The 12,167-nt window shown below is 71.3% G+C and carries 10 protein-coding genes; 5 read left to right on the plus strand and 5 right to left on the minus strand.

Annotated elements, in window-relative coordinates; all coding sequences use genetic code 11:
* The 5 genes from WMF39_RS22300 to WMF39_RS22320 all read right to left on the minus strand — a co-directional run bounded on the left by WMF39_RS22300 (position 1) and on the right by WMF39_RS22320 (position 6,055).
* Entirely contained in the window at positions 1-1,755 is a 1,755-nt protein-coding gene (locus WMF39_RS22300; RefSeq protein ID WP_437747475.1) for a hypothetical protein, read from the minus strand.
* Positions 1,756-2,142: 387 nt separating this feature from the next.
* The gene (locus WMF39_RS22305; protein ID WP_437747476.1) at positions 2,143-3,024 is read right to left on the minus strand and encodes an ABC transporter ATP-binding protein; all 882 of its coding nucleotides are present in this window, start codon (positions 3,022-3,024) and stop codon (positions 2,143-2,145) included.
* Positions 3,021-3,851: an ABC transporter ATP-binding protein gene (locus WMF39_RS22310; RefSeq protein WP_437748010.1), complete on the minus strand. Its 831-nt coding sequence runs from the start codon at positions 3,849-3,851 to the stop codon at positions 3,021-3,023. The genes WMF39_RS22305 and WMF39_RS22310 overlap by 4 nt, the downstream gene beginning before the upstream one ends.
* A gap of 5 nt (positions 3,852-3,856) precedes the next feature.
* Complete coding sequence (ntrB, locus tag WMF39_RS22315; RefSeq protein ID WP_437554691.1) at positions 3,857-4,654, minus strand: nitrate ABC transporter permease; 798 nt, start codon at positions 4,652-4,654, stop codon at positions 3,857-3,859.
* A gap of 81 nt (positions 4,655-4,735) precedes the next feature.
* Positions 4,736-6,055, minus strand: coding sequence for a CmpA/NrtA family ABC transporter substrate-binding protein (locus WMF39_RS22320; RefSeq protein WP_437747477.1), 1,320 nt, complete (start codon positions 6,053-6,055; stop codon positions 4,736-4,738).
* A gap of 538 nt (positions 6,056-6,593) precedes the next feature.
* Here WMF39_RS22320 and WMF39_RS22325 point away from each other — a divergent pair.
* The 5 genes from WMF39_RS22325 to WMF39_RS22345 all read left to right on the plus strand — a co-directional run bounded on the left by WMF39_RS22325 (position 6,594) and on the right by WMF39_RS22345 (position 12,132).
* Positions 6,594-7,460: a fibrinogen-like YCDxxxxGGGW domain-containing protein gene (locus WMF39_RS22325; protein ID WP_437747478.1), complete on the plus strand. Its 867-nt coding sequence runs from the start codon at positions 6,594-6,596 to the stop codon at positions 7,458-7,460.
* Between the two features lie 133 nt (positions 7,461-7,593).
* Positions 7,594-8,205 (plus strand): 50S ribosomal protein L11 methyltransferase, encoded by a 612-nt coding sequence (locus WMF39_RS22330; protein ID WP_437747479.1) that lies wholly within the window; start codon positions 7,594-7,596, stop codon positions 8,203-8,205.
* 145 nt (positions 8,206-8,350) lie between these two features.
* Positions 8,351-10,543 (plus strand): hypothetical protein, encoded by a 2,193-nt coding sequence (locus tag WMF39_RS22335; protein WP_437747480.1) that lies wholly within the window; start codon positions 8,351-8,353, stop codon positions 10,541-10,543.
* Positions 10,540-11,181 carry a hypothetical protein gene (locus WMF39_RS22340; protein ID WP_437747481.1) on the plus strand — a complete coding sequence of 214 codons (642 nt, stop codon included), beginning with the start codon at positions 10,540-10,542 and terminating at the stop codon, positions 11,179-11,181. Before WMF39_RS22335 ends, WMF39_RS22340 begins: the two co-directional genes overlap by 4 nt.
* 6 nt (positions 11,182-11,187) lie before the next feature.
* Positions 11,188-12,132 carry a formylglycine-generating enzyme family protein gene (locus WMF39_RS22345; RefSeq protein WP_437747482.1) on the plus strand — a complete coding sequence of 315 codons (945 nt, stop codon included), beginning with the start codon at positions 11,188-11,190 and terminating at the stop codon, positions 12,130-12,132.
* The last annotated feature ends 35 nt before the right edge of the window (positions 12,133-12,167 follow it).

Consider the following 12,167-nt stretch of genomic DNA (forward strand, 5'->3'; position numbering starts at 1 on the left):
TCAGCCCGGAGGAATGCGGCAGATGCCGTTGTAACACTGCACGGTTCCGGCGTTGCAGCAGTCGGACGTCGCGTCGCAGAGCTGCCCGTACTCGGCGCATCGCGGCGTGGTGGAGCCGCCCGCCCCGTCCGAGCCACCGCCGCCGCCTGCGCCGCCTGCGCCGCCCGTTCCGCCGGTCGCGCTCGAGCTCCCGGTCGCGCTCGAGCTCCCGGTCGCGCCTGTCGGGGAGTCTGTCGTGCACGTGCCCGACAGGGAGCCCGGCTCGTACTCGCACGTCGTTCCGACGCAGCAGTCGCCGTTGTTCGTGCAGGGTCCGCCTGCCGTGACACACTGGGGCGTCGTCTCTCCGGGCGTGTCATAACACTGGAGCTTCCCAGCACCGCTGTTCCACACGCAGGGAGCGCCGTCGCAGCAATCGTCGGCGGAGGCGCAGTCCTCGCCTGACTGGCGGCAGGCCGTGAGCGCGTTGCACCGAGGCACGCCGAGGGCGTCGAGGCGGCAGTTGCTGGCGTTCCCCAGGTAGTTGCAGCAGTTGTTGGGGGCGCTGGTGGACGTATCCGCGCAATAGCTGTCCTTGAAGTGACAGACGCCGCCCTGGGGCGTGCAGCCGTTCGGGTTGCGGCAGCGGCCGATCTCCCCGTCCGGATCCCCCGACTTATCGCAGACGACATTGCCCGCGCCCGGCAGATCGGCGGTGGGATCGCCGCCGCAGCAGTCCTCGTTGCGCTGGCACAGGGCGCCGTTCACGCGGCAGCCGCTCGGCGGCTGGCAGACAGCGATCCCGGTGGGCCCGTACGGCGCGCAGACGCGGCTGCAGCAGAAGCCGCAGCTGTCGCAGACCGCGCCGTCGATGCCGCCGCTGTTGCAGCGGCTCGACGTCGCCGGCTCCGCGCCGCAGTAGCCCGCGGGGTCGGATGCGTTCCGCTTCACGCACACGCCGGTACAGCAGTCGCTGTCGCCGGTGCAGACGTCGTTGCGCTGAACGCAGAACGAGGAGTAGAGGACGCAGCGGTTGTCTCGCCCGCAGAGCTGGGAGCAACACTGGCTGTCCTCGGTGCACGGGTTGCCGCCCGTCTGGCATGCGGTGGCGCCGTTGACGTCGCTGCACGTCCCGCCGGCGCACATGCCGCTGCAGCACGCGGCGCCGCCTGCCGTGCAGCCGGATCCGTCGGGGAGGCAGGCGGTCGCGCTGCACCTGCCCGAAGCGCAGTTGAGGCTACAGCACTCCGAGGATTCCTCGCAAGCGGCGCCTGTCCCGAGGCAGACGCTGAGCGGCGACGCGCAGGTGCTCGTCGCGCTGTCGCAGATGCCGGAACAGCAATCTCCGGAGCCCGCGCACGTGGACCCGTAAGGCGCGCAGGTCGGCACCTCGACCCCCGTGTCAGGACCGCCCGCGCCGCCGACGCCGTCCGTACCGCCGGCGCCCGTACCGCTGGCGAGCGCGCCGCCCGCGCCGCCCGCACCCGCGCCACCAACACCTGTGCCCGCGCCCGCGCCGCCTTCTCCAGAGCTGGCCGTCGCGCTTGCGCCGCCCGTTCCGGTCGTCTCGCCACCGCCCGTTCCAGTCGTCCCGCCGCCGCCAGCGTTGGCCCCTCCAGAGCCACCAGCCGAGGAGCTGCCCCCGGCCGCGCCGCTGGAGGGCCCTGACGTGGTGGCGACACCACCTTCGCCTCCCGAGCCGGTGCCCTCGGACGAGCCGCAGGCGCCAGAGAGCCATACGATGCCGACAGCCGCGAAGATTCGAGATACGCGCATACACTTTCCTCGCTTGATCGCTTGCCGCAACCGACGCAGTCGGAGAAAGGATACATTCGCGCAACTCCAGCTTGTCCGTATGGCTTTTGTTTCAGGGCATGCCCCTCTCCCTCCATTTTTGTCGGAGGTGGTGAGCCTCGTAAGCGCTGCGCGCACCTGTGCGCGCAGCGCAGAGCTCGCGTTCGCCTGGCCGTGATGAGCTCTGCCCAGAACGGTCAGCGAGACCGCAATCCGCGCTTTGGTGAGGTTCGTCGCAAAGAGCCCTCGACGGAGGAAGCGACGTTGTACGCTGTACGGTCTTTGAGAGGAGAGGACATGCAGGCTGTTTGGAGAGGCACGTTCATGGGGGCAGCCCGGCGACGGCCGTCCGCTCCCTTCTCCCCCGCTCTACGCTGATGTCCTCGTCCCCTTCCAGAGCGCGCTCCAGAACCGCCCCGTCTTCACGGCGCCTTCCGGGACGGACTCTCGGACGCTCTCCTCGGTGGGCTTCTCCTTGTGGGCCTGGCCCTCGAGGAAGGTGATCAGCCGCTCTCGGAGAGGATAGTACATCGGGTCCTCCAGCACCTCCTGACGGTCCCGCGGGTGCGGGAACGGGACCTCCAGGATCTCGCCGACCCGCGCCCCCGGGCCGTTCGTCATCATCGCGATGCGGTCCGACAGGAACAGGGCCTCGTCGACGTCGTGCGTGACCATCAGCGCCGTCTTCTGGTCCTCTGCCCACAGGTTCATGAGCACCTCCTGGAGCTCGAACCGGGTGAGCGAGTCGAGCATGCCGAAGGGCTCGTCCAGGAGGAGCATCTTGGGCGACAGGGCGAAGGCGCGCGCCAGCCCGACCCGCTGCTGCATCCCCGACGACAGCTCGCGCGGCTTCTTGTGCATGGACTCCTCGAGCCCCACGAGCTCGAGGTAGTGCGTCGCGATCTCGATGCAGTCCTTCCTGCTCTTCTGCCGGTGGACCTGCTCGACCCCGAGCAGGACGTTCTCGAGCGCCGTCATCCAGTGCAGGAGGCACGGTGACTGGAACACGACCCCGCGGTCCGGGCCAGGACCGTGGATCTGCCTGCCCGCGAGGACGATACCGCCGCTCGTGATCTCGGAGAGGCCCGCGACCATCGACAGCACGGTGGACTTCCCGCACCCGGAGTGGCCGATGAGGGACAGGAACTCTCCCTTCCTCAGGTTCAGATCGAAGCTCCGGACGACGACCGAGGGGCCCTTCGGCGAGGGAAAGGTCTTCGTGACATTCCAGATCTCGAGGTACTTCTTCATGCGACCGCCTCCGCGCTCCGCGCTGCATCGGGCGCGCTCTCGCCCGCCTTGGGCCCGGCGCCCGGGCCGAGCAGGTAGCTGATCACCGCGCCGCGGATCTCCTTGAAGCGCGGGTCGTGGTTGAGGGCCTTGCGATCCCGAGGGCGCTCGAGATCGACGGTGATCCCTGGCCCCAGCGTGGCCCGAGGGCCCTTGCTGAGCGGGAGGATCCGGTCGGCGAGGAGGATGCCCTCGTCGACGTCGTTCGTGATGAGGAGCACGGTCTTCCGGGTGGCGCGCCAGATCCGCGCGAGCTCGTCCTGGAGCGTCGCGCGCGTGAGCGCGTCCAGCGCGCCGAACGGCTCGTCCATCAAGAGGACCTCCGGATCCATGGCGAGCGCCCGCGCCACCGAGACCCGCTGGCGCATGCCGCCGGAGAGCTGCGCCGGCTTCTTCTCGCGGGCCTCGGTGAGCTTCACCATGGCGATGTAGCGCTCGGTGTGCTCCCGCTTCTTCTCCGTGGACCAGGAGCCGAAGATCTGGTCCACGGCCAGGTAGACGTTCTCGTAGACCGTGAGCCAGGGCAGGAGAGAATAGTTCTGGAAGATGACGCCGCGGTCGGGGCCCGGACCCAGGACGACCTTCCCGTTCAGCTTGACCTCCCCGGTGTCCGGCCTGAGGAGCCCGGCGATGAGGGACATGAGCGTCGTCTTGCCGGCGCCAGAATAGCCGACGACGGCGACGAACTCGCCCTTCTCGATCTCCAGGTGGATGTCCCTGAGCACCTCGGTGCGGGTGGCCCCGCCACCATAGCTCTTCCCGACGTTGCAGAGCTCGACCAGCGGCATGGACGTCACGCTCCCGCCAGCTTGAGCCGGCGCTCGACGAGGCTCATCAGGGCGTCCAGGAGGAAGCCGACGACGCCGATGGTGATGATGCACAGGATGATGTGCTCGTAGATGAGGCTGTTGTACTCCTGCCAGAGGAAGCCGCCGACCCCGGGCGAGCCGGTCAGCATCTCCACGGCGACGATGACCAGCCAGGCGATGCCCAGGCTGAGCCGGAAGCCCGTGAACATGTAGGGGAGCGCCGCGGGGAGCTGCACCTTGAACAGCGTCTTCATGCGCGACAGCCGGAGCACCCGGGCGACGTTCATGTAGTCCTGCGGGATCGATCGCACCCCGAGCGCGGTGTTCAGGACCGTCGGCCACATCGAGCACATCGCGATGGTGAAGACGCCGGCGGGGTCGGGCTTCTGGAAGAGCACGAGGCCGAGCGGGAGCCACGCGAGCGGCGAGACCGGGCGGAGGATCTGGATGATGGGATCGAAGCTCGACCTGAACAGCCTCGACGCGCCCAGGAAGAAGCCGATAGGTGTCCCGAGGAGGATCGCCAGCGTGTAGCCCTTGGCGACCCGCTGGAGCGAGTACCAGGTGAAGCGGAGGATGCCCTGGTCGAGCTCTCCCCGCTTCTCGAACGGCTCGAAGATGTAAGGCCTGCTCACCTCCCATGTCTTGAGCGGAGAGGGCAACGCCTGGGTCCACAGGCTGCTCGCGGCGGCCCACAGCCCGATCACGCACGCCACCCCGAAGAGGGGCAGGATCATGTGGTCGACTCGAATCCTCGGAGAGATCGCCTTCGCCTCGCTCATGCAGCACTCCTCTTCTACTTCCGATTCCGCTTCCGCTTCCGCCGCCGCGCCTCCCGCCGGCGCGGCGATGGCGATGTGGGTTCATCCCTTCAGGGCGTGGACCGGGAACGACGTCGCGTACTTCTCCGGGTCCTTCGGATCGAACGTCACGCCGTCGAACAGCGTCTCGGGCGCGTCGCTCCAGCCGCCGTGCGCGACCCCGAGCTCCTTCATCGCCTCCTCGTAGAGATCGGGGCGCATGACCTGCTTGACGACGCCCTCGTAGTCCGGCTTCCCCTCCACCATGCCCCACCGGCGGAACTGGCTGATCCACCAGAGCGCGTACTTCGGCTGCGGGTAGTTGCAGCCCCGCTCGCTGAAGATCATGTAGTCCTTGTCCTCTTTCGTGCGCCCGTCGCCGTAGTCGTAGCGCCCCTGCAGCCGGCCGAGGATGAGCTCCGGCGGACAGTTGATGTACGTGGGCCTCGACACGACGTCCGCCTGCTCGGGGCGGTTGTCGAGCTTGTCCAGCCAGACGCTCGCCTCGTGGAGCGCCTTGATCACCGCCTTCACCGTCTTCGGGTTCTTGTCGGCGAACTCGGCGGTGAACGCGCACACCTTCTCGGGGTGGTCCCTCCAGAGCTCCTGCGTGGTGACGGCCGTGTAGCCGATCTGGTCGGCGATCGCCCTGGCGTTCCACGGCTCGCCGACGCAGAAGCCGTCCATCTTGCCCACCTTCATGTTGGCGACCATCTGGGCGGGCGGGATGGTCACGAGCGCGACGTCCTTGTCCGGGTGGACGCCGCCCGCGCCCAGGTAATAACGGGTCCACATGGCGTGCGTTCCAGGCGGGAACGTCATCGCGAAGGTCATGGGCGCCCCCTTCTCCTTCGCCTCCTCGACGAACGGCTTGAGCGCCCTGGGATCTCCGGCCACCTTGCCCCGGAGGTCGCTCTTCATCGTGATCGCCTGGCCGTTGCGGTTGAGCAGCCACGGGATGACCATGGGCATCTTCGGCGATCCGAGGAGCCCCATCGTCGAGGCGAGGGGCATGCCGAAGAGCATGTGCGTCGCCTGGAGATCCCCGTTCGTGAGCGAGTCGCGGATCGCGGCCCAGCTCGCGCCCTTCACGATGGTCGCGTTGATGCCGTACTTCTTGAAGAACCCCTTCTCGTGGGCGATCACGAGAGGAGAGCAGTCGGTCAGCGCGATGATGCCGAAGCGCAGATCGGACACCTCGGGCCTGGCGGCGTCCGGGATGAGGGGCGCGGCGTTCGCCGCGGGCTTCGCCGACGCTTCGGACCGCGATTCGCAAGCGGGGAGGAGCGCGGCTCCCCCGAGCGCGAGCGCACCGCCGAGGAAACGCCGGCGGTGGAGGGGCGTGGCGCTCGGGGCCTCACTCGCAGGTTCTCGTCTCTTCATTCCAAAGATCCTTTGCTGGGATGACCGTGGAGCCTCGGGCGCATGGAGATGGACACGCCCGCCGGTCGGGGCAGACTGGACGGGCTGCGCTCCGGGGCGCCGTCCGTGAAATCGCCTGTTCGTTCGAGGATGAGCTAGGCCAGCTCCGCGGCGAGATCGGCAGGGTGAGCTCGCTCTCGCCGCGGGTGTGCGCCCTGGATGGCCTCAGCCATACACGGGCCCAGGATTTGCCAAGGACGATGCATGGGCGCCTGTTTCTATGAAGTTTCTGTAGGATATTTTTCTTCATTCACTTCACGTTCGTTGCGTTCGTCATGTTCGTTGCGTTCGTCATGTCGGTCATGTTCGTTGCGTTCGCCACGCCGCCTTCGTCTTCAGTTTCAATGACTGCGGGGCAGCGGCGCGCCCGAGCGAGCGGTCGGGGAGCGTCGCGAACGGACCGGTTGCTTGCCAGGCCTGGGGTGAGGCTGTAGCGTCCGCGCGGCGCAGGAGGAGCGCCACGCCGATCCGGCGGGTGTGATGCGGCAGGCAGCAGGTCATGGGAGCGACGATCACGAGCGGGTCCGCGACGTGGGTGGGGGCGGCGGCGTGCCTTCTGGCGTGCCGGTGTACGTCCCTCGCCGGGCTCGATGGGCCGTATCACCTGGAGGCGGGCGGGGGCGCCGGCGGTGGGGGTGGGGGTGGCGGTGGCGCCGGCGGGCAAGACTGCGCCGAGGAGGCGAGCGAAGGGTGCGTCTATGACCGGTGCGGCGCCGTCCCCGAGAGCGCCCCGAGCGGCGTCTACGCGCTCGATCCCGACGGGCCCGGCCCAGAGGAGCAGGCCGAGGTCTACTGCGGTGAGCCTGTGGACGGCGATCGCTGGGCGCTCGTCTACAACAGCGTCGGGTCAGCGGACGGCGCGACGCTCCCGTTCTGGAAGATCCTGTATGCCGATCGGCTCGCCACCAAGGGGACGCCGTCGCTCGGCGACAACCTTTACCAGCCGTCGCTGTACATCGCCGGCCGGGAATACCGCGACGAGATCGAGGACATCGCAGGGACCGTCGCCGAGGTGATGCGGGCGACCGCCGAGGGCATCGACACCGGGGACATGCACCTCCTCACGCCGATACGGGTCGGCGGGGATGAGCACCTCTTTTCGTGGCAATTCGCCACGGGGTGGTCGTCGCCGGATTTCGACGCAGACACCAAGGACGACGGCAATTGCGCGGGCGCCTATGCGGGCGTCACACAGCACTACGGGCACTGCTTCGTCTACAACCTCGGCGCGGACGACGATGAGCCGATCGAGGACGAGGGCTGGGGCCCGCACATGAGCACTCCGGACGCGACGTCGTACGGGCTCTCCGACGACGGGAGCGGGTATACGCGCTTGCAGCGGATCTCCCGCTGGACCCGCTGGTGATCGCGCCCCGCCCGGACCAGATCGCTCGCCGCTGGGCCGGGCCGGGGCGTCGCCAACCCCCGCCGCTCGGCGCCCCCGAGGGCCATCGCGCGGCTGACACCCGGGCTGCCGCGGTGGCAGACTTCGACGACGCATGAGCGACCGTTCGACCCCCGTTGACGTGCCGCCTCGCTTTCGCGTGATCACCGATCCGCGGGGCGAGGAGGTCGACGACCGCACCATCGTCCTCGGCCCGAGCCACGCGTTCGGCGACGGCCGGCACGAGAGCACGCGGATGTGCCTCCAGGCGCTCGCGTCGTTCGCGCCACGCAGCGGCTTTCGCCTCTTCGACGTGGGGAGCGGGACGGGGATCCTCTCGATCGGCGCCGCGAAGCTCGGCGGCGAGGCGATCGGCGTCGACATCGACGCCGCCGCGAACGCGATCGCGGCGGACAACGCGCGGCGGAGCGCGGTGGAAGCGCGCGTGAGCTTCTCGGCGACGTGGCCGGACGGGAGGTTCGACATCGTCGTGGCCAACATCCTTCGGGACGTCCTCACGGCGCTCGCCCCTCGGATCGTGGCGCGCCTGGCTCCCCGCGGGACGTTGATCCTCTCGGGGCTCGTGTCCACCGACGTTCCGGAGATCGTGGCGCGTTATGCGCCGCTCCTGGCCGACCGTCGACCGGAGATCTTCGAGCGGGGCGCGTGGCGCGCGCTCGTGTGGCGCGACGCCGAGCCGCGCGCCGATGGCCGAGCCGCGACATGATCTCGGCGCGGCGGGCTCACCCGGACGACCGCATGACTCCATGACCGGAACCGGAGGAGGAGCATGAGGGAGCAGCGCCGTCGCGCCCTCCCGCAGCGCGGCCGTTGACCCGGGGCGCGAGGGCGCGCGAACATCCGGCGACCCCTTGCCGACCCTCCCCGCGACACGCCACCTCGCCGCGCTCCTCGCGCTCGCCGCGAGCGCCTGCTCCCGCGGCCCTGCGCCCGGCGCGGACGCGGGGCCTGGCCCGGCCGGCAGCGCGAGCTCCTCGGCCAGCGGCGCGGGCGCTCCGGCCGCTCCCCTGCCTCCGTCCACGGCCACGCCGCTGCGCGCGCCGGTCCGCGAGGGCGGCGCTCTGTCCCGCGCCGCGCGCGGGGACGCGCTCTATGTGGCCGACGAGGACCACGGCGTCGTGCGCGTCGTGCCGCTGCCGCTCGACCCCGCCCGGCCCGGCGCAGGCGTCCCCGCGCCAGGCAGGCCCGCGCAGGTGCTCGCGCTCGGCGGGCGCGGCGAGCACGACGCACGCGTGCTCGCCACCGTCCGCGACCCGGGGCTGCTGCTGATCTTCCGGCCGGATCCTGCGGCCGGCCTCGTCGAGGTGGGCCGCGTGCCGCTGCCCGCCGACGCGTGGGGCATCGCGGTCACGCCCGACGAGAAGACCGCGATCGTGACCTCGGCGTGGACCCACAAGGTCTCGGCCGTCGACCTCGAGGCCAGGCAGACGCGGTGGACCGTCGACGTGGCGCGCGAGCCGCGGGGCGTGGCGGTGCTGCCCGACGGCAGCGCCGCGTACGTGAGCCACCTCGTCGGCGCCGATCTCACGAGGATCGACGATCTCGGCGGGGCGCCGAAGGTCCGGCGCGTCGCCCTGCCCGCCTCGCCGCTGCGCGCGCCGTCGGGCGAGCGGCTCGCCGCGTCGCTGGGTTATGCGCTCTCGCTCTCCGAGGACGGGCGGCGCCTGTTCGCGGCGCGGCACGCGCTCGGCGCCATGGGCCACGCCGCGTGGTTCGGCGCCGCGACCGTGGACGTGCTGATCACCGGCCGGGACGAGCCGCTCGCCCCGCCGCACCACGGCAACCTGCCGGTGCTCCGGTCGGCGTTCGCGGAGCAGGTGATCACCCCGGAGAGCGTGATCACCCTGCCCGGCGCGGGCGTCACGCCCGTCACCCAGCCGCGCGCCATGGCGTACCGCAAGCGCGCGCGCACGCTGCTCGTCGCGGGCGAGGGCGACGATCTCGTGCTCGAGGTGGACGCGACCGCGGTGGATCCGACGCTCGCGATCGTAAGGAGCTACCCGGTCGGCGGCCGCTACGATCCGCACATCCGCGTGGCCGGCACGTGCGGCGCGCCGACCGGCCTCGCGCTCTCCGCGGACGAGGCGACGGCGTGGATCTTCTGCCGATCGACCGGCGACGTGGCGGCGATCCGGCTGCACGACGCGGCGGCGGGCTCGACCGTCGCGCCCGTGGGAGCGGCGGGCCTGGCGGGCTCGGCCAGCCCCGCGCCGGCGCCAGCCGCCGCGGGCGCGGCGGAAGGGCCGTCGGCGCTCGTGCACCTCGCCGATGATCCGCTCGGGCCGGAGGTCGCGAAGGGCCGCCGGCTCTTCTACAACGCGCTCGACGCCACCGTGAGCGGCAACCTCGGCTGCGCGGGATGCCACCCCGACGGGCGCGACGACGGGTACGTCTGGCGCGAGGCCACCTTCAGCACGGCCGACGGCGAGCACGCGAACTTCGTCGGGCGGCCGGAGAACATCCCCGAGGTCGCCAAGAAGCGAGGGGTTCCGCGGCGCACCCCGATGCTCGCCGGCAACGTGGGCGCGGCCGGGCCGTACGGCTGGCACGGCGAGAGCGAGGACCTCGTGAGCAGGCTCCGGACGGGCATGCGGCTGCACCGCTGGGGCGGGCTGCCGATCGACCATACGCCGACCAGCCTCGCGGCGCGGGCGACCTATCTCGCGATGTTCCTCCGCCGGGGCCTCGTCACGCCGCCAAGCGCCGAAAGGGCGCCGGACGAGCGCGTGAAGCGCGGCCGGGAGATCTTCCACAGCGACGAGGCGAAGTGCTCCCGCTGCCACGTCCCCACGAGCGATTACACCGATCGCACGGCGTACCCGATGCCGAAGCGACCGCCGCCGCCGGGCTACGACGATGATCCGCGCCCCGAGTACAAGACGCCGTCGCTGCGCTTCGTCGGAGGCCGGCCGCCCTACCTTCACGACGGGCGCGCCGGCACGCTGGCAGAGCTCATCGAGCAGAACGCCGACTGGATGGGCAAGACCAGCCACCTGTCGCCCGAGGACAGGGCGGCGCTCGTGGCGTTCCTGGAGACGTTATGAGGCCGCGCTCGGTGCTGCTCGCCTTGATGGGCGCTGGCGTGGCCTCCGTCCTGGCCGCGGCGTCCGGCGCGCCCGGAGCGCAGCCAGACGGCGCGCCCAAGGCCGCGGCCAGCGCCGCGACCGACGCCAGCGCCGCGAAGGCCGCGGCGGGCGCCACGGCCGACGCCAGCGCGAGGAACGCCGGCGCGACCGACGCCGGCGCGACCGATGCCGGCGACGAGCTGCCCCTCGACGCCGCGCCCTTCCCGCCCGAGCCGTCCAGGCAGCCCACAGCCGCCGAGTGGAAGGCGGCGCCCCGCGTCCGCCTCTCCCGCGCCGGCCCCGCGGCCGCGGGCTGCCGCGCGTACAGGGCGAGGGAGTGGCTGCGCATCCGCTGCCCGGAGCTCACCGTCTCGGCCATCTCGCTGCTCGGCGGGAAGTCCGAGGGCGTGGCCTTCTGGATCGATCCGCCCCGCGGCGGCAGCGAGCTCCCGCGCGGGGGCGAGGTGATGTTCCCGATCCGCCGCGGCGATCGGCGGGTGATCCAGATCCTGACGTTCGGCCCGGGCTACGACGGGCCGTTCACCTTGTTGCCCGCGATCGTCATCCAGGAGCAATGGCTGGAAGACGAGCCGGCGCCGACCGTGACCGCCTCCTGAGAGACCATGCGATCCCCCACCACGCCTCGCGCCATCTCCTCGCTGTTCCTCCTTGCCGCTGCGAGCGGCGTCCTAATCGTCGCGTGCGGCGCCGCCCCCGCGGCTCCCGGCGGCCTGCCTGCCGATCAGGCGCCCGCCGCGCAGCCCACGGCCACGAGCCCCGCCTCGACTGCCGGGGCGGCGCTCGCCCCGGCGCCGCCCCAGCCCGACCCGGCGGTGGCCTCGGCGCCCGGGAGCGCCGGGCAGGCCGGCGCCAAGCCGACCGCCGCGCCCGCCGAGGCGGCGAAGCCATCGGACGGCTGCCCCGACGGCATGGCCCGGGTCCCGGGCGGCAGCTTCGTGATGGGCCCGCTCAAGGTGAAGGCCACGGTGGGTGACCTCTGCGTCGACAGGACCGAGGTCACCGCGGAGGCCTTCGCGGCGTGCGTCAAGGATGGCAAGTGCACGGATACATTGGCCAATTGCGCCAAGGAGGCGTCGACCTACGGCGTGGCCGGCAAGGAGAAGCAGCCGATGGTCTGCGTCGACTTCTCGCAGGCCCAGGCCTACTGCGCGGCGCAGGGCAAGCGGTTGCCGCGCGACGACGAGTGGGAGTGGGCGGCCCGCGGCGGCGAGGAGGCGCGGCCGTATCCGTGGGGCGAGGAGGCCCCGAAGGATCAGCTCTGCTGGTCCGGCGGCGGCGCCGCGCGCAAGACCGCGTGCGACGTGGGGAGCTTCCCGGCCGGCGCGACCCCGCAGGGCATCCAGGACCTGGCGGGCAACGTCTTCGAGTGGACGACCAGCGCCAACGACGGCAAGGGCAAGATGCGCATCGCCCGCGGCGGCAGCTGGCGCGACGGCATCGCGCCGCTCGTCAGGACCGCGCGGCCGGGCGGCTTCGAGGCGACGTACCGCTGCGGGTTCCTCGGCATCCGCTGCGTCGTCGAGCCGGCGGCCCAGGCGACGAAGTAGGCGACGCCGCGTCAGCCGAGCGCCAGACGGCCATC

The organism is Sorangium sp. So ce1504 (assembly GCF_051521635.1).
Lineage (GTDB): Bacteria > Myxococcota_A > Polyangia > Polyangiales > Polyangiaceae > Sorangium > Sorangium cellulosum_B.

Coding starts and splice junctions, on each gene's coding strand:
- WMF39_RS22300 (WP_437747475.1), bottom strand. CDS start 1,755: ATGCGCGTATCTCGAATCTTCGCGGCTGTCGGCATCGTATGGCTCTCT.
- WMF39_RS22305 (WP_437747476.1), bottom strand. CDS start 3,024: ATGAAGAAGTACCTCGAGATCTGGAATGTCACGAAGACCTTTCCCTCG.
- WMF39_RS22310 (WP_437748010.1), bottom strand. CDS start 3,851: ATGCCGCTGGTCGAGCTCTGCAACGTCGGGAAGAGCTATGGTGGCGGG.
- ntrB (WP_437554691.1), bottom strand. CDS start 4,654: ATGAGCGAGGCGAAGGCGATCTCTCCGAGGATTCGAGTCGACCACATG.
- WMF39_RS22320 (WP_437747477.1), bottom strand. CDS start 6,055: ATGAAGAGACGAGAACCTGCGAGTGAGGCCCCGAGCGCCACGCCCCTC.
- WMF39_RS22325 (WP_437747478.1), top strand. CDS start 6,594: ATGGGAGCGACGATCACGAGCGGGTCCGCGACGTGGGTGGGGGCGGCG.
- WMF39_RS22330 (WP_437747479.1), top strand. CDS start 7,594: ATGAGCGACCGTTCGACCCCCGTTGACGTGCCGCCTCGCTTTCGCGTG.
- WMF39_RS22340 (WP_437747481.1), top strand. CDS start 10,540: ATGAGGCCGCGCTCGGTGCTGCTCGCCTTGATGGGCGCTGGCGTGGCC.
- WMF39_RS22345 (WP_437747482.1), top strand. CDS start 11,188: ATGCGATCCCCCACCACGCCTCGCGCCATCTCCTCGCTGTTCCTCCTT.